30 protein-coding genes are annotated in these 23,525 nt (G+C 66.9%); all 30 read right to left on the bottom strand.

The window, feature by feature from the left end:
* Positions 1 to 16 precede the first annotated feature (16 nt).
* The 30 genes from AAC979_RS07610 to AAC979_RS07755 all read right to left on the bottom strand — a co-directional run bounded on the left by AAC979_RS07610 (position 17) and on the right by AAC979_RS07755 (position 23,374).
* On the bottom strand, positions 17 to 235 hold the full coding sequence (locus AAC979_RS07610; protein ID WP_371346208.1) for a hypothetical protein: 219 nt from the start codon (positions 233 to 235) through the stop codon (positions 17 to 19).
* A complete protein-coding gene (locus AAC979_RS07615; protein WP_371346209.1) occupies positions 223 to 576 on the bottom strand; it encodes a hypothetical protein in 354 nt (117 codons plus the stop codon). Before AAC979_RS07615 ends, AAC979_RS07610 begins: the two co-directional genes overlap by 13 nt.
* Positions 576 to 998, bottom strand: coding sequence for a hypothetical protein (locus tag AAC979_RS07620; protein WP_371346210.1), 423 nt, complete (start codon positions 996 to 998; stop codon positions 576 to 578). Before AAC979_RS07620 ends, AAC979_RS07615 begins: the two co-directional genes overlap by 1 nt.
* 3 nt (positions 999 to 1,001) lie before the next feature.
* Positions 1,002 to 2,153, bottom strand: a complete 1,152-nt coding sequence (locus tag AAC979_RS07625; RefSeq protein ID WP_371346211.1) for a glycoside hydrolase family protein — start codon at positions 2,151 to 2,153, stop codon at positions 1,002 to 1,004.
* Between the two features lie 59 nt (positions 2,154 to 2,212).
* Positions 2,213 to 2,398 carry a hypothetical protein gene (locus tag AAC979_RS07630; protein ID WP_371346212.1) on the bottom strand — a complete coding sequence of 62 codons (186 nt, stop codon included), beginning with the start codon at positions 2,396 to 2,398 and terminating at the stop codon, positions 2,213 to 2,215.
* Positions 2,399 to 2,475: 77 nt separating this feature from the next.
* Entirely contained in the window at positions 2,476 to 2,748 is a 273-nt protein-coding gene (locus AAC979_RS07635; RefSeq protein ID WP_371346213.1) for a hypothetical protein, read from the bottom strand.
* A complete protein-coding gene (locus AAC979_RS07640) occupies positions 2,745 to 3,617 on the bottom strand; it encodes an arabinofuranosidase catalytic domain-containing protein (RefSeq protein WP_371346214.1) in 873 nt (290 codons plus the stop codon). The genes AAC979_RS07635 and AAC979_RS07640 overlap by 4 nt, the downstream gene beginning before the upstream one ends.
* Positions 3,617 to 4,369, bottom strand: coding sequence for a hypothetical protein (locus tag AAC979_RS07645; protein ID WP_371346215.1), 753 nt, complete (start codon positions 4,367 to 4,369; stop codon positions 3,617 to 3,619). The genes AAC979_RS07640 and AAC979_RS07645 overlap by 1 nt, the downstream gene beginning before the upstream one ends.
* Positions 4,370 to 4,390: 21 nt before the next feature.
* Positions 4,391 to 4,864 carry a hypothetical protein gene (locus tag AAC979_RS07650; RefSeq protein ID WP_371346216.1) on the bottom strand — a complete coding sequence of 158 codons (474 nt, stop codon included), beginning with the start codon at positions 4,862 to 4,864 and terminating at the stop codon, positions 4,391 to 4,393.
* Between the two features lie 17 nt (positions 4,865 to 4,881).
* On the bottom strand, positions 4,882 to 6,204 hold the full coding sequence (locus AAC979_RS07655; RefSeq protein WP_371346217.1) for a hypothetical protein: 1,323 nt from the start codon (positions 6,202 to 6,204) through the stop codon (positions 4,882 to 4,884).
* Positions 6,205 to 6,206: 2 nt separating this feature from the next.
* Entirely contained in the window at positions 6,207 to 8,711 is a 2,505-nt protein-coding gene (locus tag AAC979_RS07660) for a phage tail protein (RefSeq protein ID WP_371346218.1), read from the bottom strand.
* A complete protein-coding gene (locus tag AAC979_RS07665) occupies positions 8,711 to 9,115 on the bottom strand; it encodes a hypothetical protein (RefSeq protein ID WP_371346219.1) in 405 nt (134 codons plus the stop codon). The genes AAC979_RS07660 and AAC979_RS07665 overlap by 1 nt, the downstream gene beginning before the upstream one ends.
* A gap of 25 nt (positions 9,116 to 9,140) precedes the next feature.
* Positions 9,141 to 9,776: a DUF2163 domain-containing protein gene (locus AAC979_RS07670; RefSeq protein WP_371346220.1), complete on the bottom strand. Its 636-nt coding sequence runs from the start codon at positions 9,774 to 9,776 to the stop codon at positions 9,141 to 9,143.
* 3 nt (positions 9,777 to 9,779) lie between these two features.
* Positions 9,780 to 10,436, bottom strand: a complete 657-nt coding sequence (locus tag AAC979_RS07675) for a hypothetical protein (RefSeq protein WP_371346221.1) — start codon at positions 10,434 to 10,436, stop codon at positions 9,780 to 9,782.
* A gap of 1 nt (position 10,437) precedes the next feature.
* Entirely contained in the window at positions 10,438 to 13,140 is a 2,703-nt protein-coding gene (locus AAC979_RS07680; protein ID WP_371346222.1) for a tape measure protein, read from the bottom strand.
* Between the two features lie 329 nt (positions 13,141 to 13,469).
* Positions 13,470 to 13,634 (bottom strand): hypothetical protein, encoded by a 165-nt coding sequence (locus AAC979_RS07685; RefSeq protein WP_371346223.1) that lies wholly within the window; start codon positions 13,632 to 13,634, stop codon positions 13,470 to 13,472.
* Entirely contained in the window at positions 13,634 to 14,035 is a 402-nt protein-coding gene (locus AAC979_RS07690) for a gene transfer agent family protein (protein ID WP_371346224.1), read from the bottom strand. Before AAC979_RS07690 ends, AAC979_RS07685 begins: the two co-directional genes overlap by 1 nt.
* Positions 14,035 to 14,469, bottom strand: a complete 435-nt coding sequence (locus AAC979_RS07695) for a phage tail tube protein (RefSeq protein WP_371346225.1) — start codon at positions 14,467 to 14,469, stop codon at positions 14,035 to 14,037. Before AAC979_RS07695 ends, AAC979_RS07690 begins: the two co-directional genes overlap by 1 nt.
* Before the next feature lie 11 nt (positions 14,470 to 14,480).
* The gene (locus AAC979_RS07700) at positions 14,481 to 14,882 is read right to left on the bottom strand and encodes a DUF3168 domain-containing protein (protein WP_371346226.1); all 402 of its coding nucleotides are present in this window, start codon (positions 14,880 to 14,882) and stop codon (positions 14,481 to 14,483) included.
* Positions 14,879 to 15,355: an HK97-gp10 family putative phage morphogenesis protein gene (locus tag AAC979_RS07705; protein WP_371346227.1), complete on the bottom strand. Its 477-nt coding sequence runs from the start codon at positions 15,353 to 15,355 to the stop codon at positions 14,879 to 14,881. The genes AAC979_RS07700 and AAC979_RS07705 overlap by 4 nt, the downstream gene beginning before the upstream one ends.
* Entirely contained in the window at positions 15,355 to 15,711 is a 357-nt protein-coding gene (locus AAC979_RS07710) for a phage head closure protein (RefSeq protein WP_371346228.1), read from the bottom strand. The genes AAC979_RS07705 and AAC979_RS07710 overlap by 1 nt, the downstream gene beginning before the upstream one ends.
* Positions 15,708 to 16,256: a head-tail connector protein gene (locus tag AAC979_RS07715; protein ID WP_371346229.1), complete on the bottom strand. Its 549-nt coding sequence runs from the start codon at positions 16,254 to 16,256 to the stop codon at positions 15,708 to 15,710. Before AAC979_RS07715 ends, AAC979_RS07710 begins: the two co-directional genes overlap by 4 nt.
* The gene (locus AAC979_RS07720; protein ID WP_371346230.1) at positions 16,253 to 16,471 is read right to left on the bottom strand and encodes a hypothetical protein; all 219 of its coding nucleotides are present in this window, start codon (positions 16,469 to 16,471) and stop codon (positions 16,253 to 16,255) included. Before AAC979_RS07720 ends, AAC979_RS07715 begins: the two co-directional genes overlap by 4 nt.
* A 57-nt stretch (positions 16,472 to 16,528) precedes the next feature.
* A complete protein-coding gene (locus AAC979_RS07725; protein ID WP_371346231.1) occupies positions 16,529 to 17,824 on the bottom strand; it encodes a phage major capsid protein in 1,296 nt (431 codons plus the stop codon).
* A 29-nt stretch (positions 17,825 to 17,853) separates the two neighbouring features.
* Positions 17,854 to 18,546: an HK97 family phage prohead protease gene (locus AAC979_RS07730; protein ID WP_371346232.1), complete on the bottom strand. Its 693-nt coding sequence runs from the start codon at positions 18,544 to 18,546 to the stop codon at positions 17,854 to 17,856.
* Complete coding sequence (locus AAC979_RS07735; RefSeq protein WP_371346233.1) at positions 18,543 to 19,829, bottom strand: phage portal protein; 1,287 nt, start codon at positions 19,827 to 19,829, stop codon at positions 18,543 to 18,545. Before AAC979_RS07735 ends, AAC979_RS07730 begins: the two co-directional genes overlap by 4 nt.
* Positions 19,826 to 21,523 carry a terminase TerL endonuclease subunit gene (locus AAC979_RS07740; RefSeq protein ID WP_371346234.1) on the bottom strand — a complete coding sequence of 566 codons (1,698 nt, stop codon included), beginning with the start codon at positions 21,521 to 21,523 and terminating at the stop codon, positions 19,826 to 19,828. The genes AAC979_RS07735 and AAC979_RS07740 overlap by 4 nt, the downstream gene beginning before the upstream one ends.
* A gap of 4 nt (positions 21,524 to 21,527) precedes the next feature.
* Entirely contained in the window at positions 21,528 to 21,902 is a 375-nt protein-coding gene (locus AAC979_RS07745; protein ID WP_371346235.1) for a hypothetical protein, read from the bottom strand.
* 236 nt (positions 21,903 to 22,138) lie between these two features.
* On the bottom strand, positions 22,139 to 22,429 hold the full coding sequence (locus tag AAC979_RS07750) for an HNH endonuclease (RefSeq protein ID WP_244376583.1): 291 nt from the start codon (positions 22,427 to 22,429) through the stop codon (positions 22,139 to 22,141).
* Between the two features lie 87 nt (positions 22,430 to 22,516).
* On the bottom strand, positions 22,517 to 23,374 hold the full coding sequence (locus AAC979_RS07755; RefSeq protein WP_371346236.1) for a hypothetical protein: 858 nt from the start codon (positions 23,372 to 23,374) through the stop codon (positions 22,517 to 22,519).
* Between the last annotated feature and the right edge of the window lie 151 nt (positions 23,375 to 23,525).

Raw genomic sequence — 23,525 nt, forward strand, 5'->3', positions numbered from 1 at the left:
GCGGCTCGCGCGAATCTCAGAACTCAGGCGGCAGCGCCGGCGGGGCCGGCCATTTGCCCTCATAGGCATCGGCCCGCACCTGGTGCCGGGCCTGCCGGATGAAGCGTTCAATCCGCTCCATCTGTTCCAGCGTGCCGATGCCGAAAAAGGCCGGCCCGGCAATGAGCAGCCGGCCCGTGGCTTCGTGGAAATCCGCCCGCAGGCCGGTCGCGCTATCGACGATCACCGCGGCCACGGCGGCGGCCTCCATCCCCGCGGCGGGCCGTCGCGCCACCGGCGCACCCAGCGGATCGCCGCCTCGCACAGCGACATGCCGATGAGCCCCAGCACGAAGCCCACCATGCCCTCGACCGAGGCCGGGGATATCTCCGGCGCCGCCAGCCAGCGCGCCGCGAAATGCGCGCCGATGGGCGTGCCATAGCCGGCGACGACCGTGCCGACGACGGCGGCGCTGATATGCCGGGGAAGCGAACCACCGGGATTGGTGAGCGAGCGGGCCAGCCCGCCGATGAAGCCGGCGGCAAGGTGCGCGATCTTGATGCCCCACAGGGCTGGGTCAGGCGGGATATCGGCCATCACCGCCCCCACCGTGCAGAAAGGGTGCTGGCGACCTTTTCAACGGTGCGCCCACCGACATAGGTGGTGACGATGGCGCCCGCCCATTCGGCCGCCGCGCCGGTGAGAGGGTCAGTCGTGCCCCAGCCGAACACCTTGTCCCAAACAATCACCTTCCAGAAGAAGATGATGACGGGCAGCGCCAGAAGCGGGCGGATGATCGCCGTGTACCAGCGCCCCTGTTCGGCGATCAGCACATCGCGCCCGGCCCTCTGGGCTTCCACTTCGGCGCGGATGGCCTCCCGAGTGACCTCCGCCGCCACGCGCTCGCGCTCGGTCTGCGCGTCAGCCCGCTTGTCGAGCGTGTCGAGCACCCGAGCGACCGTGCCGCTGGAGGCAAAGGACAACGCCCAGGTGGCCAGCTTCCAGACAGTGCCCCACATGACCTAGGCCCCCGTGTCGCGGCCGAGGCGCACCGCCCGCACCGTCTGGTCGACGGCATTGCGCGAGCGCAGCCACAGCACGAGCGAAATGCCGATCACCGCGGCGAAGAACAGCCAAGGCCCGGCGGCGAGCAGATCCTCCTTGAAGGGCGAAAGCGACGACAGCGCGTCGCCGGACCTCTCCCATGCGCCGTAGAGCGCCATGGCAATGGCGCCGAGCACCGCCTGCACTTTGGCCCAGAAGCCGCCCTTGAGGGCCGCCTGCGCCGCCGGCGGAAGACGGCCGGCCTCGGCGAGGCTCGCAGCCGTCGCGCTCTCGCGCTCCGGCGCCAGCTGCCGCGTCGGCACGCCGTGGGCGAGGATGAAGGCTCGCGTCTCTGAGTTCATCTCGCCGGTCGCCGGCAGGGCGTTGTCGGTCTGAAAGGCGAACAGCGCCGCACGGGTGCGGGTGCCGATCTTTCCGTCGACGAATCCGACCTCGGCATAGAGGGCGTCGTGCAGCTGCCGCTGCAGCGCGCGGACCTCGTATTCGGTCATCGTGGGTGCAGGCACGGGCGCGGGCGGCGCCTTGGCCGGGCGCGGCGCGGCGGGCACAGGTGCACCAGAAGAAAGCGCGGCCGTGAGGGCCGCCCGCGCATCGACGCGCCGGCCGCTCTTCCAGTCCGGCGTCATCTTGGCCGTGAGGCGGGTGTATTCCGTGATCTTGCCGTCGTTGGACCATTTGCCATCGAAGAAGAGATCGCGCTCCTTTTCCCGACGCGGGATGATGTCGGCCGGCTTACGCCAATCCATGAAGGCTTTGCGAGCGCCCTCGACATCGCCCGCCAACCATTTCTTCACCCAGCTGGCGCGGCCGATCGCGCCGGTGTTGTAGTGGAACGACAGCGCGGCGGCGAACTGCGCCTGCGTCAGATCCCGCCCGCCGAAGGCTTTGCGCACTGCCGGCGCGTACTTGTTTTCCAGCAGCCAGGCGAACACGGCGAGGCAGTGCTCAAGCGACTGCGGCTTGCCGATGTAGCGGTCAACATCGTGCCCGCTGGCGCTGGTGACGCCGATGGACCACGTCAGAATGCCCTTGCTGTCCTTATAGGTCTGGCGCACCAGCCCCTCATGCGACGCAACTTCCAGCGCCACATCGACATCGACGCGGTTCATGGTCTCTCTCCAGGGTGCGAAATGAAAAAGGCCGCCCGGAGGGGCGGCCATGAAGGCGGTCAGTGTCGTCGCGCCGTTCGTCGTGGCGCCTCGTCGCCGGCGGCGTCGGCTATGTGCTCGGCGAGAGCCAGCACCAGCATGGAGGCGAGATAGGCGGCGAGCCGCAGGTCGGGATCGCTTTGCAAGATGTCGTGGAGCCTCTGCGCTGTCTGGCGCAGGGTCAGCAGTGCGTCGATGTTTGGCATGTCCCGTGTCCCCTTGGGTTGCAACGGAACACGATCACACGCGGATGCCGTACCGGGTTACGCTGGATAGCCGCCGGTCAGAGTTCCGGCATGGCCCAGTCGTCCGGCAGCGGATAGGTCAGCCGCGCCCGCTCACCCTCGTCGAGCAGCGCATCATAGTCGCCCTGCGGCATGTCGATCTGCGCGCCCTGCGGCGTGGGCGGAATGATGAGCGCCGCTCGCCCGTCGGTGGGGTGCACATGCCAGGCCCAGAGGAATCGCGTCGCCCCGGCGGGAGCGTCGAGAGCCTGCCACCCCACCGCACTGCGGGCGGCAGCGTCGATGGCTGAGGCGAAGAGTAGATAGCTCATGGCATGATCCCCTGCAGGGCCGTGTCGAGGGCCGCGATATCGAGCGCGCTGCGGGACAGCACCAGAGCGGACATCTGCCCGTAGAGCGGAGCGCTGCCATTGGGACCGGCTCCGATCCGCACCACGGTGCTGTCGCTGTCAACCGAGGCTGTCGAAGTGCCGGGTGCCGCCGTTGTCGTGGCGCCGTTAACGGCGAGGTCGAGACCATCTTCAAGGAAGCGCGCCCGGCCGATGAGCCGGGCCCATGAAGCCGTCACATAGCCCCGCGAGGCAATCGGCGGGTTATCCACGTCATTGGCGGACGCGGCGAAGCGGGCCGCCGCCAGTGTCGGCGTATGCAGGATCCCCGCACGATACCAGGACAGGTTTGCCCCCCTTGAGGCGCTGAAGAAGGCTGCGGAGCCGCCGGTGGCCGACGACATTCCCACCACGCCGACCGTGAGATTGCTGGCATTGCGCGCAAAGCCCGCCGCGCCAGTAATGTCGAAATTCTGGCTGCCGGAAAAGACGAGGACCGGGTGCCCATTGGGGCCGGTGTCGAGCGCGCCGGCATTCACCAGGCGTGGCTGGGCGGCCGTTACGGCCTGCGTCGCGTGGCGCCCGTTGCCGCTCTGGTCGTACCAGGTCACGACATAGGCGCTGGCAGACCCAATGAACGCCAGCAAATCGGCTTCATCGAGCGCCCCCCGCGCGGTGAAGCCGAAATCCGCCTCTCCGCCGGTGGAGCGGCGGACGCGCACGCAAGGCCCCGTATAGCTTGAATAACAGCGCGCAAGGGCGAAAGCGGCGTAAGTCTGGCCTGTGAAAATATCGAAGGGCCGCGGCGGGATCACGGGTGCGCCAAGCCCCAGATAGGAAAGTGTCGGCATCAGGTCCTCCCATCCAGTTGGACCAGCATCATCCATGGCCCGGTGATCGTGCCCCCCGGCGCGCGATGCACCGAGACCGCGTCTCCCGCCGCCAGCACCAAAGCGAGGCCCGTCACCAGGGTGGGCGCCGACCCGTGCACTGCGTAGGGGCCGGCGACGGTCACGCCGTTGCGCTCGACGGTGATGGACACCCCGTCCGCAGTGCCCAGCAGCATCTCGGCGCGCAGATGCGTGACAGTCGCGGCGGCGTGATAGTCGCGGGCGATCCACCATCCGCCCGGGCCAATATCCGTCGCATCGCTCACCACCAGCAGCAGTGGCTCTCCGGGCGCGCCGGCCGCGCCGGGCTCACCTTGAGGCCCCGGCCCGCCGGGCGGCCCCATTACGCCAGGCACCTCCACCGAGACCCCTGCGTCCTCCATCCAGTCGCCATCGCCGCCAACCCACACCTTGCCGGCGCCGATCCGCTCACGGGCGCCGGCAAGCACGCGGTAGGCCTGCCAGAGCGCCACCCTGCCCGCAGGCAACGAAGAAACGAAGGCGTCTGTGTACGTAAGGAGGACACGCGCAGGCGGGTCGATCGACAGAGCTGCAGCACCGCCAGCGGAGGAAAACACGGTCGCGGCAGCGCCAGGCACCGGCACGATCTCCACTTCGACAACCGATCCCGTCAGATCGATATCGCCGAGGAAGGTGATCGGCACGGGCGGGGCGTTCGCTCCGCGGTAAAGGCGGATCGTCGAGGAGGTCATGACAAGCTCCGAGAGTGGTCGTCAGAACGAATAGGGGCCGGACCAGCCGGCCGATTCCTTGCGCGTCAGCGTGAGCGGATAGCCCGTCTCCACCCGCAACCAGAACGATCCGGCGGGCGGCTGCGGCGCCAGCGCGTCGCGCTCGGCGATCGTGCCGCTGCCATAGGGGGCGATGGCGCACAGCGACAGGTCGCGGATCACCTTCGCCAGCGCATTGCTGGCAAAGAGCGCGTCGGCGGCGAGGGCGCTCTCGCGGGTGATCACATAGGCCGAACCCGTCACGCTTGGCCCCTGCCAGGCGAAGGCGAGCTTGCCCGCGCCGTCGGCGCTGATCTCGCGGATCGGGGCGTTGTAGCTCGCGCCGCCCGACACCACCCACAGCGTGCCGCCGGCCACGCCATTGACCAGCCAGCCGGTGCCCGCGCCATTGAGATCGACCGACCCGTTGGCGAGCGTGATCGTGCCTTCCTCATAGAGGGAGGGTGAGACGGGCATGGCGATGTCCTTTGTGTCTAGAAATCCGAGACGTTCATGGTCGCGTGAAAGCCGACAGAAACGCCGGAGTTCGCCGGCCTCAGCCAGCTATAGGTCGTTCTCGACGAGACCCACGCTTTCGTCGTCGGCGCCGCGACATAGGCCCCAATGCCCGAGTTCCATTGAAGAACCTCGGTCATGTTGTGATTGCCGCAACCACACCACCAATGGTTCAGGCCATCCTGCAAAATGAAAAAGTTGAACGGCGGCCCAGATCCTGTCGGAGGCGGCGAAGGAAGTGAGTATACCCCTGTTGAAAGACCACCGGCGATTTGCGCGTACCCTTTGAGATAAGGGCTTAAGCGTCGCGACTTGAAGATGAAATCGTTCTCGCCGGCGCTGTCGAAGTCAACATTGTGCTTGGTCACCGCCAAGCCATGCTCTGGTGAGATGAAACACCTAGTGATCCCCTCGACGCTATCGACGCCAGGCGTGTACGCGGCATCCGTAGCAATGACGGCATATCTGACCTGCACAGCGGGGATGCCCTGAGATGGGATCCCCGAACTCGCCCCGGTGACCAGAATGCGGCTCGGGTTGATCCAGAAAACGCCGGTGTGCGCCCCCGTCGATGGCTCGCCCATGCGGTAGACGATCACAGGCGGGTAGTGAGGGTATGACCCCTCAAGGTCTATGATGCTGGCACCATTGTAGAGATAGTCGATGAACGGGCCGGCAGTCACGCCGATTGTCGCGCTAGCCAGCCCGGTTTCGTAGATCTGGAAGTGGTTTCGCCGGGTCGTCAGCGGCATATCATCGAGCGAGCAGGTGTCGACGTCGAAACCGGGCTTCGAAATAAACAGACCGTGCCCGTAGGCATCATGCTTTCCGAAGATGACGCCGTTCGGTCCACCCGCTTCTGCGGAAGAGCCGGCGTTCCCGAACAGGTAGTAAAGATAATCGACCCCCGACAGTTGGGGTGAGAAATACATGTTCGCCGCTGTCAGGGACACACTCAGCGTGAGATAGCCCCGCTGAAAAGACTGGAAAGCACCCGAAGACAGCGTGAGAGTTCCGGAGCCGCGACGAGCCCAGGCAAGCACAGGCGTCGCCAGATTCGCGGCGGGATTGACCATCCATTTGCACGCTCGCTGCCAGCCGTTGCCGTAGTTCAGCGTCAGATTTGGTAGGGAGTTCGACGCCACGACGCCGTTAGCTACTAGACGTAGTCTGCCGATGTTGGTGCTGTCGAAGGTCACATAGCGCTCCGGCAGGGACGGGTCGGCAGCGTCGAACCCCGGAACCACCGTTCGAAGGCGGGCGACGCCATTCATGGCGCCGATAAAAATCTGATCAGGCATGCTCAGCTCGAAATCCGAAGCGTGCCGGCAGCCACATTGAAGACGGTCTTGCTGTCGGTCGACCGGATGATGCCGGCGGTGAGTTCGCCTGCGTCCACCGATAGGGCAGAGAGGGTGGGAACCCTCAGCAGCCCGACATTGATCACCACCTGATCCGTCGCGGCATCGACGACGAAGAGCGGCGCCGCGCTGTTGTCGAGCGGGTTCACAACCATGTACTGGGTGGCGAAGTTGGTGACGCGGGCGAAAGGCTCGCCCCCGCTAAATCCCGTCTCCCATGCCGTGCCAACCTCCACCCATTCATCGGCGAGCGTCGCCCGCATGAAGATGACGAGACGAGCCACCACGTCCCCGCTGCCAGCCACCACCTCCATCTTCCAGAGGCCTTCGCCGCGGATGTCGCCCACCTGCGCGCTGAGGCTGCTGACGACCTCCGCATTGGCGGTCACGACGCCGTTGAGATCGGTCACCGATGCCGAGAGGCCCACCAGCGCGGCGGCGTTGGCATTCCCGGCCCGAACGGCAACCGCCGTGTCACGCGCCTGCGCTCCCATGCCGGCGGCGGTCTGCCGCACCAGATCGTCAAGCCGCTGGCCGGCCGCGTTGATATCGGCCCGGAGCGACAGCAGCGCCCGGTAGGCATCACCCTTGATCTGGTCGAGATACACCCCGAAATCCGGGTCCGGCAGGTCGCTGGTCGTGACGAGTTCGCCCACGCTCCAGCCAACGGTGCGGGGCGGATCGGTCACCAGCCGCGTGCGCACCCGGTACTGCGTCGCCGAGAGCACGCCGTCGAGCAGCGCCACCGTCTGGCTCACCGGCACGCTGCGCAGGATCACCGCATCCGGCTGGGCCGTCGGGAAATACATCAGGTCGACGCCGGTCACGGTCACATCGTCCACCGCCTCCCAGGCCGCGCGGATTCCGGCCTGCATGCGCCCATCCGTCCCCGTGAGCAGGATCGGGAGCGCCGTGAAGGACTGCACCTCGGCAAGGTAGGCAGGCGCGCCGGGCGGCAGCGGCAGGGTCACCACCGGCGCGGAGACGCCGTCATAGATCGAGCCGTCACGCTCCTCGAGCGTCAGCTGCACATTGCGCGGCCCCTCGCCGTCGAGTGAAACCAGCGTCACCGCTTTCACCAGATACACCCGGTTGCCATACCGCGCGCTGTTCCAGCGCGCCCAGTCGCCCGGCTCGAGCACCAGAAAGCGCGGGCGCAGCGTCACCTCGGCGCTCGCCTCATACCGGTTCTCCTTGAAATAGATCGCCGCCAGCGCCGCAGCCTGCCCACTCACGCGCACCTGCGGAAAGTCGATCGTCAGGTCACGATTGCGCCGGTCGAGCGCCAGCAGCACCGGGCTGGTCTGCGTCTCATAGTCCACCATCGACCAGACTTCTTCCGGGCTGGCGACCTTGCCGGCAACCGAGTTGACGAGCTCGCTCATGGAGCGCCGCGCCTGCCAGCGCACCGGCGCGGTCGAGATCAGATCGTCATCGGTAAAGGTGATCGCCACCGGCTGATCGTGGCCCACCACGGGCCAGGAGCCGGCTATGCCGTCGACCGTCGCCGCGCCGCACGCCATCTGGATCGAGGCGATGTTCTCGCCATGCTCGGCCGTGCAGTCGAGCATGATCGAGCAGCGGTAGCGCGGCCCGTAATCGGTCGCCTCATCGCTGATGTTCGCGGCTGGCGTCCACTTGTCGAGCGGCAGGTCCGCCGGCGCCATCCCCATGCCGCAGAACATATCGCCATTGATCGCGAACCCTCGGCGGTAATTGTACTCGATCACCTGTGGGTTTTCGCTGAACTCATGCGTCGACGGGTCATCCCAGCGATGCGGGCCGGAACCGCCAGCGGTCGAATCCTTCCGCCAGTCATAGAGGCGCGCGCCCCGGAACTCGAAAAAGAAGTCGGGGAATGACGAATTGCGCTCATCATTGAACGTCATGCTCACCAGCACCGCGGTCTGGCCGATGCCGATATGGTTCGCCGTCCAGCGCCCCACCGGGTTGGCAAAGTTGACCAGCGGCGAAAGCGCGGCCGTCTGCCGACCGTCCAGGAACTTGATCCACACCAGCCCGGCAAAGGGTCCGGTCATCACCACCCGCCCGCGCGCCGGGCTGCTTTCCGTCGGCTCCAGCGTCACCCACTTGCCATTGATGGCGACGCGCGACAGCCCGTCGCTCGGGTAATCCGACAGGGTGTAAAGCTGGTGCATCTCATAGTTGGCGGGGCCATAGGTGCTGCAATAGGTGTCGTGCCCGGCGATGCCCACCAGCCCGCAGGCCACCTGCCGCGGCACCGCGCCGCCATATTGCCGCTCGAACTGCACGCCGCCGGGCGTCTTCGGCGTCTTGCCGGCGAGCGCCTTGGAGGCGTAACTCGCCGCCACGCTGAGGCCGATGCCGAGCACCGCTTGGCCGACGACGCCGATGCCCGCCACGAAAGAGCCGACCGCAGCGGCACCGGCACCGATGGCGGCGACGACAGGAGCGATGAAGGGCATCAGGCCACCCGGAAGGCGCGAGTGACAGCGGAGATCGGCAGCACCAGCGCGCTCGCCGGCCCGCGGGTGAAGAAGCCGGAGCCGGTGAACACGCCGCCGGACACCTCGCCATTGCCTTGGTGGATCACGCCGATATCGCCGCGCTGCGCCTGCGCCACCGGAATGGCGGGGAAGCGATCGGCGAAGGCGTCTTCCACGGTCAGGAAGCCATGGCGGCGCAGCACCCGGGCGGCGCCCTTGGCGGTGCGGTAGCGCCGAGCGTCCCGGAACATCCGCGCGCCGGTCACCGCTTCCACGGCGTCGTCGGCGATCACATAGCAGTCGCTCACCCCGTACTGCGTCGGGAGCGCAAGATGCTTCTCCACGACGAGCCGGAGCGCACGCTCCCAGCCCTTCACGCGCATGGTCGATTCCCTGATGTGCGAAAGATCAGACGTTGGTGACGCCAGCGATGAAGCCGCGCCCGGCGACGACGGGCGCGCTGCCGGAAACGGTGCGGGCGCGGCCCCAGAAGATTTCTTCCCGGCCCCGCATCGCGCAGTGTTCGAAGAACAGGTCGCCCGGCGCGCGCCGCGCCTGATCGGCCACGGTGCGACGGCGCTCATTGCGCCGGGTATAGTCGAGCGCCCGGCTCTCACAGGCGGCCGAGATGGTATAGCCCGTGGACGGATCGTCTTCATGCGCGATCACGTCGACATAGCCGCGCCGCATCGGCTGCACATGCAGCAGCGCCCCGGTGTCGGGGTGGAAATAGGCGTCGTACACGGTCACGGGACGGTCCCGGTATTCCTCCGCCTCGATGCTCTGGAGCACCGCCGGCGTTAGCCCGCCGGGCGCTGCGGCCAGCGTGACGGTGAAGCCGCCGGCCGAACGGTCCACGTCGCCGGCGAGGTCCGATACCGCGATCAGCCCGCCGGGCTGATAGGTCAGCCCCGCCCAGGTGAGCGGCTGCTGGGCGCGGATGAAACCATACTGGCCGGTGCCGAAGGCGAAGCGGATCATGCCGCGGATGGAAATCCGCCCGGCATCGAGCAGGGCGAGCACGTCTTCGGGCAGCACGATCATGGCCTAGATCCTCTGCCAGGCGCTGAAGGTGAAAGTGCCGAGGCTCGGCAGCGCGCCGTTCTCGTCACCGCCGCTGGTCCAATCGAGCACAAGCTCGCACACAGGGCGCCACAGCCGCGCCACGGCGCCGGCAGTGAACAGCGCCGTGTGAAGGAACGGCGCCACAGTCACGGTGGCCGCTCCCGCCGCGTCGGCATCCGCCCCCTCGATCACCTCATAGTAGCCCCGGCGCAGCGGCGCGCCCTGCTCGATGCCGATCCGGTCACCGGGCGTGAGCCGGTAGCGCGGCGGCAGGCCGGAGAGGGTGAGCACCCCCGCCGTGCCGAGCGTCACCACCACCGCCGTGCCCGCCCAGCCGGCCTTGATGTCCGATGGCGCCCGCGCACCGGCATAGGCCAGCGGCGTACGGCGCCGGCTGTCGGAGGCGAGGAAGCTGCGCAGCCCGCCCTGCAGGCTCAGCTTCCACGCTCCCCATTCCGCTCGCAGCGCCGGGCGCAGGGTGTAGGTTTCGCCGGCGAACAGCCACACCGGATCGTTCACCTGCGTCAGGTTGGCGAAGGCGCCCTTGCCGGAGGGCGACATGGCGACATTCTCGGCCAGCGTGAGCGTGCCGCTGCGCAGGCCGCATTCCGGCAGCGGACGGGGGAAGGTGAGCGCCATATCAGATCTTCGTATTGCGCAGGCGAGCCTGCTGGATCGTTTGAACCACCTGCCGTGGTAGGGTCTTCTCGAACTTGTCGAACCTCTTGGTCAGCAGTTCCACGGCGTCAGGGGTGGCGCCGCGCGCATCGATCGAAATCGGCATGGAGAGGCTCAACCGGTCACCGCCCCGCCCCATGCCCGCCAGCGTAGGAATGCGCGGCGCCCCGCCCACCAGGCCGCCGGCGGCCATCTTGCCAATCCGGCCGGAATTGATGGCTTCCAGCAGCGGGGCGAATTTCTTCGCCTGCGCCGCCCGCACCACATACTCGCCATCCGACAGCATCATCGGGATGCTGTCGCTGGTGCCGGTGCCCGGCCCACGGATACGCCCGCCCGTGGCGGCGCGGCCGATGCCGCCGCTCACCGGCCCGCCCTGCGCCATGCCACCGAACAGCTTGGCCAGGAACCCGCCGCCGGTCGGGTCGAACAGCGCGTTCAACGCCATGTCGAGCAGCTTGTCGGCGACATTGTCGAGGGCGTTGGCGAGGGCCACCGCCCCGTCGACGCCGGCTTTCAGATCCGAGACGAACCCGCCGAGCACGTCGCGGCTTGCGTAGGAGAAATTCTCCGCCGCCTGCTGGGTCTTTCCCTGCTGTTCCGCCAGCTGCGCCGCCGACACCGAGGCCGAGGCATAGGCCGTCGCCAGTTGGTCGATCTGCTCCCGAAGCTCGGGGGTGATCGTCAGGCCGGCGCGCTGGGCGGAGGAAAGCAGGTCATACTCCGCCCGCGCCTTCTCAACCGCGAAACCATAGTCATTGATCAGCGGGTTGAGCCCGGCCTGCGCCGCCGTCTCCGCCTCGATGGCGGCGGTACGGTCGGCAATGGCCGCCGTCATCTGCTTGTAGTCGTCCGCGTTGCGGTCGACCTTGGTCCGCCCGCCAGTGCCTTTCAGCGCCTTCCCGGTGTTACGGGCATAGGCGATATCGTCGGGCATGTCCGGCGGGCGCGGCGCGTTGCGGGCGAACTCTGCGAGGGGCGAACGGGCATAGCCCCTGCGGGTCTCGCGGTCGGCCTCGCCGGGGTTCTGCGCGGCATAGTCCATGGCGCCCACCTGCGCCGCCAGCTGGCGCTCGCCTTCGCGCACCAATGCCAACTGCGCCACTGCGTCCTTCAGAGCCTCGACCAGCTTGAGGGTCGGCGCGTCGAGGCCCTTGAAGTCGCTGATGGCATTCATCTGCTTCAGGATCGCCTCAGTATCGCTGCCGGCCACCTGCGCTTGGCGGCCGAGAGCGATGAAGGTGTCGACCACCTCCTTGGGCGCCCTCTCCGCGATCGCGTCCATGTAGCGGGAGACATCACCGAGCCACGTCAGATAATCCTCGATATCCTCGCCGCTGGTGGCGACATAGACGCTCGGATCGCTCGGCGCTTCCTGCCGCATCCGCTCCCGACGCAACAGCTCCAGCTTGGTGCGCAGATCGTCGGCTTTCTTGGCCTGCTGATCCATCGACGCGCCCAGCGCGTCGATTCCGCTGGCTGCGTCGGGCGCGATAAGCCCCAACTCGCGCAGCACCGCATTGACTTTGCTGGTCTGCTCTTCGCCCGCGCTCTGCCCATCGGCGAAAAGATAAAGGGCCGCCGTCAGGCTGGCGAGCACGAGGCCGATAGGCCCCGCCACAGAGGTGAACCCGCCGATGGCGGCGGCCACACCGCCTGCCGTAGCAGCGGTACGAAGCGCGAGGGTCAACTTTCCGACCGCCGTCACAGCGAGCCCAAGGCTGGCGATCATCCCACCGATGGATCGCCCCACGAGCGCGGCAGCTATGACGCCCGCGAGCTTAAGGGCGACATCGGCGGTGTTGTTGAAGTTATCCGCCAGCAGGTTGAGCCCCTGCACCAAGCGCTGCGAGGCGCCGAGGCTCGCGTCAGTCTCGCCTATGTACCGCGTGAAGGCGTTATTCACCTTCGTCATACCCTGGTCGATCGTCTGCGTGGCGTTCGCCGCCATCGACTGAATCGCCGGAAGACCGCGCAGGAAGGCGCGGAAGAACGCCTGCCCCGACACCTCGCCGTCATTCACCAGCTGCTTCAGCTTGTTGACCGAGCCTCCGGCCGCATCGAGGCCGTTCGCCACCGCAATCAGGATCGGCCGCGCGCCCTCATTCACGCTGTTGAACTCTTCCGCCTGCACGCGGGCCGACCCCAGAATCTGCCCCAGCTGCGTGAGAGCCCCGGAGGCCGCGCTAGCAGAGGTGCCCGCCACGCGCAGCGCCACCGCCACGCCGTCGCTGAATTGCAGGAGGTCGTCCTGGCTGGCGGCAAGGTTGTCTGAGGCCTGTGCCGCCTTGCCGTAAAGGTCGGACAGAGCGCCGATCGGCGTCGCGTTGCGCTGGGCACTCTCGAAAAGCCGGTCGAGCGTCTCGGCTTGAGCCCGCCCGGTCACGCCCGCCACGGCAAGGCTGTTCTTCGCGCTGGTCCACGCATCCGCATAGGCCAGAACCTCGCGAACGGACAGTGCCGCCCCGATCCCTGACAGCGGCGCGATCAGCCCCTTGGCCACATTGCGGCCAATGCCGTCGAGCCGACGGTTCATCTGGAAAAAGCGGTTTTCGATGGCACGGGCTTGACGGTTTGTGACACCATTCATGCGCTGCAGTTCGCGCTCGTAGGACTTCATGTCCGCGCTCATCTGCACAACGAGTTTTTCGAGGTCGGTCGCCATTATATTGGTCCCGTCGGGAGGCGCAAAGTGAGCAGTTTGTTATTGCTGGTTGGAATAATTCAGATCCTTGGCGGGATACTGGTTTGGGCCATCGCCAAGTCGGCAGTGCACGAAATACTTGGCTCCATATCGTTTGGCTTTGGAATACTATGCGTTCCGCTCGCCATGTTGATGAAGTACGTTGCCGACATCAGGGATATCGCAAGAGAGGCGGCGCGGACGAAAGGTGAGAGCCGGAGTGTGCACATGTCGGATGCGCCGGTGCGTCCGCAGATCCCGCTTGATGACCCATCCGCCTTGGCGCGGCGCCGATAGAGAGAACGCGCCACTCAGTTCAGCCGCCGCGACCTGACCTTCTCCACCAGCGCCAGATGCTCTTCCGCCGTCGGCGCCGGCGGCTTGTCCTCGGCGCCGTGGGCTTTGGCATAGCCGGCCGCGCAAGCGGCGAGTTCCCACAGACTCATGTCGTCCACCTCACGCGGCGTGAATCCCATCACCGCGCCAGTGCCGTAGAGCGCCGAGAAGACGAGGCGCGTTTCGCCTTCGTCGAGGTCTTCCCGGCCGCCCGTTCCCCCACCGCGTCGCGCGCCGCGCCGGTGAGGGCGGCGCCGAGGATCACGGTCGCCGGCAGCACGTTTTCCACCAGCGGGCGCTCGTCGACAAAGCGCCGCACGAGCACGAGGGCATCGGTCGGCGTCTTGCCGCCACCGATGAGGCCGAGAAGGATCGTCTCGCGGATATCATCCACCCGCCACGAGCCATCCACCAGCCGCGCATGGATTTGCGCCGGCCCCGCCTCGCACTTGGTCTGAAGGCTACGCAGCCCACCGATGGGGAGGCGGAAAGCGTGCTCGCCGTCGCCCCAGTCGAAACTCACCTTTGCCGAGCCGTCCATCACGCGGCATCCGTCCACACGATGGCGCCATCGCTGGCCAGCGAGACCGAGCACGACACGAAGCCGCGCCCTTCCTTCGCAACGCCGAGATTGGTCATGATGAAAGCGCCCTGGAAGTGACCACCACCCTGCGCGCCCGGCAGATCGAGCGTGATGCGACAGTTGAAGGCCACGGCCGCCAGCATGCGATCACGCAGCGCACCCCACGAGATCGGGTCCATCGTACCTTCGCCGGTGATGCCGGCGGACAGCGTATCGACCACGCGGGCGACCCAGGCGGGGGCGTCGGGGTCAACGCAGTTCGGTTCGGTGGCCTCGACGGTGGAAGCCTCGAGCGTGAACTCGCGGGTGGTGTTGATCGAGCAGTTGAAGGCGAATTCTTCAGGGGCCTCGCCGTCACCGAATTCGATAAGCAGTTTCTGCGTCTTGGCCATTGGAAGGCTCCTCAGTCCGGCTGTGTGGTGAAAAGAAGCTCGATGCGGGCACGGCTCGTGATCCCGTCGCGTTCGCGGGAATAGGTCACGCTGCGCACCTCGACCCGGTCGCAGACATGGCCGAGGAGGGCGAAAGGCTGGTCGTGCAAGGCTTCGCGCAGGGCGCCCGCGATGCGCTTGACCTGCGGATAGCCGTCTTCCACCGACCAGACATCGATCTGCGCGAACACCTCTGAGGCGTCCCAGCAGGTTTCATCGATCGGCACCGTCTGGCCCGGCCCGATGGTGATGTAAGGCAGCACCGGGTTGCCCGGCGGCTGGTCGTAGACCCGCACGCCGGCCTCGGTGTCGAGCGCTTTCAGGCGGGCGACGAGCGCGCCCTGCACGGCAAGGGTCGGATCGGTCACGTTCATCCTCCCCTCGCGACTTTCCGGGCGGCCGAACGATTCGCCTTGCGAATGGCCGCTTTCGCTGCCCGGCGGTTGACCCGGAAGGCCGGGTAGAAGAATGGCTGCGCCCGCGTCCCGGGATGCTGTGAGCCGGCGAACAACCCGCCAATCACATGCGGTGCGGTGCCGAACTCCACCCACCGGGCATAGAAGGCTTCGCTGTTGCCGGCATAGACCGTGATCGTCAGTCCCTTGCCGAGCGAGGAGCGGGCCACCTTGCCGAGAGTGATGGAGCCGCGAGGCGGCGCCCCCCACGTCCACCCGATGCTGGCGCGCAGCGCGCCGTCATCTTCCGGCGCCAGGGAGCGCGCGAGGCGCACGATCTCATCCGCCACGGCTTCCATCGCCGCGCGGATCTCGGCCTCCGCCACCTTGGGCAGGCGCTTGAGCTTCCGCTCCAGCTTCGCCAGCCCGAGGATCGTCGTGCGGCGCGCCATCAGCCCGGCTCACCCTGCGTGACAAGGATGTCCAGCCACAGCCCCAGCGCGTCCGGGTCGGTCGGCGGCGCGGTGATGGCAAACACCCGCGAGGCGTCCCGCGCGTCCACCACGCGCCAGTCGCTCGCCACCTCCCGCGTCTGGCTGCTCTGGCGCACCGTCAGCACATAGGGCTGCACACCCTGCAGGCGCGAAGCCATCACCTGCTCGCCGCCCCGCAGCGGCCTCAAGCCGGCGGCGACGGTGAAGCGGGTGACCCAGGCCCCGCGCGTGTTGCCATAGCCATCATCGACCACGGTGCGCGACTGGAAATGCACCCGCTCCCGCAGGCGCCCGGCACCCGTCTGCCGGCTCATCCGAGCACCCGATAGGGGCCGAGCAGACGCCGCACGCTGAAGGGAACCTCAAAGCGCTGTGCGTCGGTGCCTTCCTCTCGGTTGTTGAACCACTCGGCGACCATCATGCGGATGGCGAGGCGGAAAACCTCAGGCACCTCGGCGTCTTCATAGCCGGCGGAATAGGTGACGCTGACGGCGTCCGGCCGGCAGGCCGTCGCGGGACATGATCCGGTCGGCACGAGGATCGTGCCAGCGACGACATAGCCGGCCTCGGGAAGCGTCGTCTGCTCCCCGGCCGGATCGCGATACTTCACGGCGGTGACGGCACGCACCGGCCCATAGGGCAGGCGGACCTGCCGTGGGAACCCCGGCAGGTCGAGCCGCAATGTCTGCCGGGAAATCGACCGGCCGTAAATGTTCGGGGGGCCGTCAATATGGGCCTGTGCTGCGGCAATCAGCGCCCTGATAGTGTCGTCTTCGTCCCCGTGATCGACATGCAGCCACTCGCGCGCCTCCGCCAACGACACCAGCGGCGAAAGGTCCCCGATGCGGGTGATGATCACGCCCGCACCCGCTTGTTGCGCGGCGCCGCACCTTCGGCCTTGTTTTGCAAGGGGGCCTCGGCCTTGGCCTCGCGCTCACCATCTTCCGGCGGCGTCAGCACGCCGGCGCGGACCAGATGGGCCACTTCATTCGCCTCGGCCGTCCGCGTCTCGCCGCGCTCATAGAGCCGCTCGGCCATGTGCCGGCGGGCAACCGTGTAAGTGAGCTTCGCCATGGGCCTCTCCTGAAGGATGAACGGGGGCGGCCTGCGCCGCCTCCGTTGCTATTGAGATCAGGGCGCAGTGGGGGTCGGCAGATCGCCGTAAATGAAGGCTTCCGGGCGATACACCGCCAGCGCCAGCCGCTCCTCGCCGAGCACGGTCACCAGATTCTTGGTGAAGTCGTCATTCTCGAAACCGACTTCAACGCGCGCGTCCCAGCGGTCGAAGACCTGGGCACCGAGCCGGAAGGCGCCGGTCAGGAAGTCGCCCTGCGCCATGGCCTGGGTGGCGACGACAGGCAGGTTCCAGAGAGTGGGCGCCAGCGTGCCCTGCGGATTGCCGACGATGTAGCGGCCGAGCGTGTCTTTGGTGAGCTCGATCGCGGCCCAGTCGATAGGGTGGAGCACATGGCCCGTGGCGGGATATTCGGCCAGCGCCGCCTGCAGCATGGCAAGGCGAAGCGTGTCGATCGCCGTCTCACCATCCGGCGCGAAGGGCGCCGAATATGCCGAGGCCTGCGGAACGATGCCGTGCAGGTTCTGGCCCGTTCCGTCGCCGTTCAGAAGCTGCGCCTCTTCCTTGTAGGCGAGACCGTAGAGCAGGCGCTGATCGATGATCGAGCGCAACTGCGAGAAGTCGTCGAGGATCTGGCGCGACGCCTTCATCCAGTGCGCGATGACCTTTGCGCTGGTGGTGACGAGGCCGAACTTCAGGTCGGACGACGGCTTAGCCGCGCCCTCCGCAACCGGCGCCGCATTGTTCGTGAAGCCCGTCTCCTTGACGTACTCCAGCGAGGAGCCGTCCATCCGGCCGGGGGTGATCAGGTCGCGAACGGTGAGGCGGCGCTGGGGAAGTTCGAGAATGCCGGGCAGTCGGGTCGTCTGCACGCCGGCCCCCGCCGAACCCGCGGCGTTCGAAGTGGCAGAGGTGATCGTGGCCTTGATCCGCATGTCGGCGCGCCGGCCGCCGGAGGGCGCGGAGGCAAGGCTCTTCACGCCCTCCTGTTCGATGAACTGCTCACCGATCGACTTCTCGGCGGCGGGGCGCGTGTCGCCCTGCGCGAGCTTCTGCTCGATCTGGGCCACCTGCTCGCCCAGCGTGTTCATCTTGATCAGGGCCTCGTCGGCCTTCTCCTTCAGCGAAGCGCTGGCCGTCTCGCCGGCCTTGGCCTTACCGAGGGCTTCCTCTGCGATCGCCTTGACGGCGTCGACCGAGGTCTTGAAGGCCGCCTTCACCTCATCCGCCAGCTGGGCTGCCGTCTTGTTGCCCTGATCGTTCGGCGGGTCGAAGCAGATGATGGGGGCGCCACGCCACAGGGCTGCGCCGAGGCGGGCCACGGAGCCCGCACCGCGAAGGGTAGTCGTCATGATGATATCCTCAGGGGAGGTGGTCGGGGTCAGCCGCCCAGAAGCGCCTTCAGGAAGGCGGCCGGTTCATTCGCCTTCTCGCCCTCGGACTCGCTCCGAATGGCCTTCGCATAGCCGACAGAGGCGATCTGTACGGCCATGGCCTTCGGGACCCCTGCATCACGCAGGATGTCCTCGAATTCCTTGATCGGCATGGGGTCGCCATCGCGCAGTCGCCGGGCGAAATCCTCCATGCGGTCGGCGGACTTCACCGACTCCACCCGCGCGCGGCGGTTGGCCGGGAACGACACGAGACTGATCTCGTGCAGATACAGCTTCTTCAGCAGGCGCACGGCGCCGTCCTGATCGGTATCTTCCTCGCGATAACCGATGGACAGGCCGCCAATGGCCGATGCCTTCAGCAGCGCGTGCGCCTCGCGCGCCTTCTCGACATCGAGCACAAGCCGGCCCTTGCCCCACAGCCCCTTGGCGTCCTCGGCGAGGTCTTCCCACACGCCGATGGGCTGGTACGGGTCATGCTGCCACAGCATCAGGACGTTGGAGCCCTCGCGCTTGTGGCGGGCCAGGCTCTCGACAAAGGCGCCCGGCATGACCTTTTCGCCATAGCTGTCGACATTGCCGAACACCGAGCCATAGCCCTCGAAGGTGCCGTCATCGCCGAGCGCCTTGACCTGCAGCGCGAAGCTCTTGGTCCTATGCTGGCCTGAGTCCTTGATCTTCATTCCGGGTCCTCCCGCGGCGGCCGGTCCTCGTCGTCCATCGGTGGCCCACCGTTGTCGCCGATGCCGCGCGCCTCGGTGATGGGTATGTTCTGGGCCTGCATGCGCGGCACGTCGCCACCTTCCACCGGCGGCAGGCCTTCCAGCCGACGCACATAGTTGATGGTGAACACGCCGGCGTTCAGCATCGCGACGTAATAGGCGGCCCGCGCCTTCGAATCCCCGCGCAACAGGCTCTCGAAATTGAACCCGACCGTGATCCCGGCAGCGCGGTCAGCCGGTGTCAGCAGCTGCTTCTCGATCGCCGCCTCGATCCGCTTGGCGCGGCGCCGCAGCGCGAAGCGCTGGAAGCCGAGCGTCTGCTGCTCGATTCCCGTGCCCCAGCTTGTCGACTTCTCGGTGTGCCCGACCATGAAGGGCGGCACGCCGAAGAGCCGACACACTTCCTCGACCGAGCGCGCGCCGGATTGCAGCATCTGCGCATCGTCCGGCTTCATCTGGATGGCTTCGGCCTTGACCCCGCCCTCGGCCACATAGGGCCGGCCGGCATTGGCCGCGCCCATGTATTTCTCGACGAGAATGTCGTTGGCGAGCGTGCGCTGCTCTTCCGTGAGCCACTCGGGGAAGACGAGTTGCACCGTCGGGCGCATGCCGTTCTTGAAGAAGCCGCCGGCCGATCGGTCGATAGCCTGCGCCAGGCCAAACACGTTCCGGCCGAAGCTCAGCGTGGACATGCCCCCGAGCGGTGAGCCACCGAAGCCGCGAATATGCAGCACCTCCGCCGCCGGCAGATCGAAGCTGCCGAATTCATCCGTCCAACGATACCAGAGGCCCCCGTTACGTTCGCGACGCACCGCGACGAGGTCGGGCATGACCGGGATCAGGGCGACGATGCGCGCTCCCGAGCGAACGATTCGCACATAGGCGTTACCCCAAAGCTCGAGGCTGACGCACACGAACTCCCAGAAGTCGACGGCGGTCTGGTCGGCATTGGGGCTGTCATGCAGCAGGCGGTACAGTGGGTGATCGGGCGCCTCATCCGCCACCCCGGAGGCGCTGCCGCGATAGACCAGGAACTGCAGCGAGGCTACGGTGCCGGCCAGCAGGTTGACGCAGGCCCACGCCGTCGACAGGGCCAGCGTACCGCGCCAGGTCACCACCTCGTCGGAAAAGCCCGTGTGCCCGGACGGATACCACCCGTCCGGCCGCAGCGTCGTCATCAGCCGCGTCACCTCGGACTTGCGAGCGAGCCCCACGGCGCCGAGCATCTTCGTCATCATGCTCATGCCGCCGCACCCTTGAGTGACTTGAAGAACCCGGCCATCCCGGCCCCCGCCGCCGTCGGATTCCAACTCATGAGGATGGCGGCGCAGAGCATGGCGATGAACGGGTCAATCTTAGCGCGGCCGGCCGCCTGCTTGGTGGCCATGTTGCCGTTCGCCTTCACCTCAACCTTCACGTTCCCCACGCACCAGTTCATGAGCGCCAGGCCGGCATGGCTCACCGTGTCGTCGCTCAGTTTGTGCTCAAGCCCCCAGAGGGCAGGCGAAAGAGCGGGGCCTTGCAGCAGCCGCCTCAGCATCGGGCCTTCGATCCCGCAGGCGGCCAGCGCATCGATCAGCGCGGCGATATTGTTCGGGTCGAACCCAACCGCGTCCTTCGCCGGCAGCAGGCCCTCGCTCTTCAGCAGCGCAACGATCGCTGCGATCTCGGCGAGATACTCGCTGACTTCGGCAAAGGTCAGCGAACCCTCGGCCTCGAAATCGTCCAGCGTCGCCGCGATATCCTTGCGCACCTCGCGAACATTCGGGTGCGCATAGGCATGGCTCCAGACAAGCCAGCGCCTGGTGACCTTCTCGCGACCGATGACGCACAGCCCGAAGAGGTCATCAAGGCCGCCGCCATCGAGCCCGACGACGGCCACTTCGCTCCGGGCGATGAGGGATTCAAGCGTCAACCCGGTATCGGCCCGAAGCTCCCAATAGTCCGCTCCGCGCCAGCCATCGTCGGCGATGCCGACGCCGATCTCGATATTGAGATGTTGCGAGGCCCACACCTTGATGGCGTGGTCGCCCTTCTCTTGCTCCGAGTTCCAGTCGGCTATCAGGCTCGGCAGCTGCACCGAGCGGCCGAGGTTCGGCATGACAAGACCCCAATTGTCAGGGTCCTTCCACTTCGCCGGGTCCGCAGCGATGTCGCGCGGGAACTCGTAAAGGATCGGCAGCATCTGCCGGACATCGCGCCCGCGGTACTCGCCGTCGCGCATCTTCCGGGCGAACTTCAGCTCGTCCTTGAAAGCACCGACGGGAGCAGCGTCGCTCTGCGTGGTGGTGATGATCAGCAGCCCTTCCGGCGTCTTCTCAAGACCGCCCCGGATCTGGCGCATGACCTTCGTCGTGTGGGCGTTCCGTCCCAGCAGATGCAACTCGTCGACCAGGGCAGCGATAAGGATGCTGCCCGTCAGGATGTTCACGTCGAACGTCTTGACCCGAAGCTCTGTGCCGTTGGCCTGATCCACAATCGTCTTGATGTGGTCGCGCGGCAGAAAGCGCCGCTTGAGCTCGGGCTTGCGGTCGATCATGCCGACCGCTTTGTCATAGGCGTTTTCCGAGATCGCCTGCGTCGGCGCGACGAAGAGGGCCTCCGCCCGGGGCCGGATGTTCATCAGCATGATGATGAGCAACAGCCCGGCGCTATACGTCGTTTTCGACTGCCCCTTCGGGAGCATCGCGAAGATGTCGCGGATGTACCGAACGCGGGCAACAGGGTCCCATGAACCGAAGGCCGCGCGGACGATCTCGCGGAACCACAGTCCACAGGCGTCACGCATCGGCGGCGTGCCCGGCACGTCCGGCAATTCCAATTCGTCGAACATGGCAAGCGCCAGTTCGGCCTCTTCGCTCATCAGCGGTAGATCAGGGATGAGCGAGCGCCCGCTGCGGATACGGTCTTCCCAATCGGGGCAGGACAGGTCCCACATGGCGCTAGTTGACCTTGCCCTGACGCTGGGCGATCAGCTGGCCGAGGGTGGACCCGGTGTCGGGGCGTTGGGCAGCGGCGGCGGCGGCCTCCTTCTTGCCGAGCTTAGGAGGCTTCGGGGCCGCCTTGGGCGGGGCGCCGCTGGAGCGCCCGTAGAGCATCATGTCGTTCCGTTCGAGGAAGCGATCGAGATGCTTCATCGCCGCGACGTTGCCCTTCTCGACTTCGGCCCAGAGCAGTTCGACGCGCCGCATGTCCAGCCGGTCACGCGCCACCTCCCGATACTTGAGCTCGGAAAAATAATGCCGGCGAAAGGTCGGCAGGGTGATGCGCAGAGCGCCCGCGATCCGCTCATTACTCCAACCAAGCGCCAGTAACATACTGACGCGCCTACGGTTTTCGTTGGTCGGGACATGCTGCGGCCGGCCCCGACCACCCCGGCCTTCCGGCACCGGGTCGCCGAAGAGGTCGAAATTCCCAGCCATCGAAAAAAAACCTGCGAATGAGTGGGACGCGGGTACGCGGGCGAGGGGGGCTCCAGACTTTCTGGCCCCCCCCTCCCGTCGCCGCGCTTAGAATTAGTAGGGTTGTGCCCGCCTTGTGGGCTTAGGCGCGCCTAGTGCCAGACGCCGCGCTGTTGCAGCGAGGCCTGTTCCTCGCGCTGCTTGAGCTTGTCGTGGCAGGGCTTGCACAGTGTCTGCAGGTTGCTCTCATCCCAGAACAACGCCGCGTCGCCGCGATGCGCCTTGACGTGGTCGCACACGAGCCGAGACGTGTCCGCCTCGATCCGCCCGCATTCCCGACGCTGGCAGGTGTAGAGGTCGCGCAGCAGCACCTTGAGCCGCAGCGCCCGCCACCGGGCGGTGTTGTACCAGGCGCGCCAGGGCGCCGCCCTTGCTCGCCCCATCAGCACCCCCAGACATGCGAAAGGCCCGAAGCGTTTCCGCCCGGGCCTTTTATCCGTGCACAGTGAGCACCAAATGTAAGGCGCAAGTCAAGCCCTCGTCACCGCCATCCCGCGCAATGACGGGAGAATGCGCCTTTGCGGGGCATCCGGCTCCCATGGGCGGGCCGCGCGCTTCGGCCCGGTGACGCGGTGAGCGACGAGCGATTCGGTCAGCAGACCCACCAGCGCCACCAGCGCGGCATGCCACACCTCATATTCGGCACGGTCGCAGGCGGCGTATACGGGCGAGGGCACCAGTTCCATCTTGTGATAGGCGCCAGCGAAGGGCCGCCGCCGGCGAGGGCACCAGCCATCCACCTCGTGCTCGACATAGCCGATGATCTCCCCGTTCACCGTCTGCGCCACCTTCCGCTTCATGAACCATTTGGCGTGGCCACGGTCGCCGCCTCGCACCTGCCGATACTCGATCGGCTCCGCCTCCCAGTCCGGCACCGTGCCCATCATCGCGTGCTTGCGCACCAGCCACGCCGGCGAAAACTTGAACCGAAGTCCGCCATCCTCGCCCCGCACGGCCAGCCGGTCCAGCGCGTCGCTCACCGCCTTCGCCCCAGCCTCGCCCCAGCCATCCGCCGGCGCCATGTCGGCGAAGGGCCACCAGCCCGCCGGCACATCGAGGTGCAGCCCGTCGAGTTCGGCGACGACGCGGTCCACCACCAGCGCGTCGGGGTGCGGGCCGTCCAGCGCGGTCATGTCCGGCGTCACGCCATAGACGTTCCGCACGTCCCGGCCGTCGATCACCGTCCCGAGCGTTGCCCACAGGGACATTGAAGCCCAGCCAGCCCCGTGCCGCTCCGGACCCACCGGCTCCGCTGGCACCTTCGGAAGCTCCGCCCGATAGGCCCAGATGAGCAGATCCTCGATATCCATGCTCACAATCACGGCCATCCTCCCATCCTCCCGGAATTCCCGGCATCTTCCCGGCGCTAAGGTGTTGATGTCATTGGGCTTGGGAGGATTTGGGAGGATAGGGAGGATTATTGTGCCTTAACCCTCATGCCTGCATGCATGCGCGCCTTACATGGCGGCGCTACAAAAC

Origin of the sequence: Ancylobacter sp. IITR112 (genome assembly GCF_041415945.1) — a bacterium.
GTDB lineage: Bacteria > Pseudomonadota > Alphaproteobacteria > Rhizobiales > Xanthobacteraceae > Ancylobacter.

What these genes read in the sequence shown, in the direction of transcription:
- AAC979_RS07635 (WP_371346213.1), bottom strand. Translation starts at nt 2,748, where the DNA reads ATGAGCTATCTACTCTTCGCCTCAGCCATCGACGCTGCCGCCCGCAGT.
- AAC979_RS07670 (WP_371346220.1), bottom strand. Translation starts at nt 9,776, where the DNA reads ATGATCGTGCTGCCCGAAGACGTGCTCGCCCTGCTCGATGCCGGGCGG.
- AAC979_RS07710 (WP_371346228.1), bottom strand. Translation starts at nt 15,711, where the DNA reads ATGAGCCGGCAGACGGGTGCCGGGCGCCTGCGGGAGCGGGTGCATTTC.
- AAC979_RS07730 (WP_371346232.1), bottom strand. Translation starts at nt 18,546, where the DNA reads ATGAAGATCAAGGACTCAGGCCAGCATAGGACCAAGAGCTTCGCGCTG.
- AAC979_RS07630 (WP_371346212.1), bottom strand. Translation starts at nt 2,398, where the DNA reads ATGCCAAACATCGACGCACTGCTGACCCTGCGCCAGACAGCGCAGAGG.
- AAC979_RS07615 (WP_371346209.1), bottom strand. Translation starts at nt 576, where the DNA reads ATGGCCGATATCCCGCCTGACCCAGCCCTGTGGGGCATCAAGATCGCG.
- AAC979_RS07620 (WP_371346210.1), bottom strand. Translation starts at nt 998, where the DNA reads ATGTGGGGCACTGTCTGGAAGCTGGCCACCTGGGCGTTGTCCTTTGCC.
- AAC979_RS07660 (WP_371346218.1), bottom strand. Translation starts at nt 8,711, where the DNA reads ATGCCCTTCATCGCTCCTGTCGTCGCCGCCATCGGTGCCGGTGCCGCT.
- AAC979_RS07680 (WP_371346222.1), bottom strand. Translation starts at nt 13,140, where the DNA reads ATGGCGACCGACCTCGAAAAACTCGTTGTGCAGATGAGCGCGGACATG.
- AAC979_RS07735 (WP_371346233.1), bottom strand. Translation starts at nt 19,829, where the DNA reads ATGAGCATGATGACGAAGATGCTCGGCGCCGTGGGGCTCGCTCGCAAG.
- AAC979_RS07700 (WP_371346226.1), bottom strand. Translation starts at nt 14,882, where the DNA reads ATGAACGTGACCGATCCGACCCTTGCCGTGCAGGGCGCGCTCGTCGCC.
- AAC979_RS07745 (WP_371346235.1), bottom strand. Translation starts at nt 21,902, where the DNA reads ATGTTACTGGCGCTTGGTTGGAGTAATGAGCGGATCGCGGGCGCTCTG.
- AAC979_RS07690 (WP_371346224.1), bottom strand. Translation starts at nt 14,035, where the DNA reads ATGGACGGCTCGGCAAAGGTGAGTTTCGACTGGGGCGACGGCGAGCAC.
- AAC979_RS07740 (WP_371346234.1), bottom strand. Translation starts at nt 21,523, where the DNA reads ATGTGGGACCTGTCCTGCCCCGATTGGGAAGACCGTATCCGCAGCGGG.
- AAC979_RS07695 (WP_371346225.1), bottom strand. Translation starts at nt 14,469, where the DNA reads ATGGCCAAGACGCAGAAACTGCTTATCGAATTCGGTGACGGCGAGGCC.
- AAC979_RS07685 (WP_371346223.1), bottom strand. Translation starts at nt 13,634, where the DNA reads ATGGGATTCACGCCGCGTGAGGTGGACGACATGAGTCTGTGGGAACTC.
- AAC979_RS07750 (WP_244376583.1), bottom strand. Translation starts at nt 22,429, where the DNA reads ATGGGGCGAGCAAGGGCGGCGCCCTGGCGCGCCTGGTACAACACCGCC.
- AAC979_RS07640 (WP_371346214.1), bottom strand. Translation starts at nt 3,617, where the DNA reads ATGCCGACACTTTCCTATCTGGGGCTTGGCGCACCCGTGATCCCGCCG.
- AAC979_RS07655 (WP_371346217.1), bottom strand. Translation starts at nt 6,204, where the DNA reads ATGCCTGATCAGATTTTTATCGGCGCCATGAATGGCGTCGCCCGCCTT.
- AAC979_RS07665 (WP_371346219.1), bottom strand. Translation starts at nt 9,115, where the DNA reads ATGCGCGTGAAGGGCTGGGAGCGTGCGCTCCGGCTCGTCGTGGAGAAG.
- AAC979_RS07675 (WP_371346221.1), bottom strand. Translation starts at nt 10,436, where the DNA reads ATGGCGCTCACCTTCCCCCGTCCGCTGCCGGAATGCGGCCTGCGCAGC.
- AAC979_RS07705 (WP_371346227.1), bottom strand. Translation starts at nt 15,355, where the DNA reads ATGGCGCGCCGCACGACGATCCTCGGGCTGGCGAAGCTGGAGCGGAAG.
- AAC979_RS07720 (WP_371346230.1), bottom strand. Translation starts at nt 16,471, where the DNA reads ATGGCGAAGCTCACTTACACGGTTGCCCGCCGGCACATGGCCGAGCGG.
- AAC979_RS07755 (WP_371346236.1), bottom strand. Translation starts at nt 23,374, where the DNA reads ATGGCCGTGATTGTGAGCATGGATATCGAGGATCTGCTCATCTGGGCC.
- AAC979_RS07650 (WP_371346216.1), bottom strand. Translation starts at nt 4,864, where the DNA reads ATGCCCGTCTCACCCTCCCTCTATGAGGAAGGCACGATCACGCTCGCC.
- AAC979_RS07725 (WP_371346231.1), bottom strand. Translation starts at nt 17,824, where the DNA reads ATGACGACTACCCTTCGCGGTGCGGGCTCCGTGGCCCGCCTCGGCGCA.
- AAC979_RS07625 (WP_371346211.1), bottom strand. Translation starts at nt 2,153, where the DNA reads ATGAACCGCGTCGATGTCGATGTGGCGCTGGAAGTTGCGTCGCATGAG.
- AAC979_RS07645 (WP_371346215.1), bottom strand. Translation starts at nt 4,369, where the DNA reads ATGACCTCCTCGACGATCCGCCTTTACCGCGGAGCGAACGCCCCGCCC.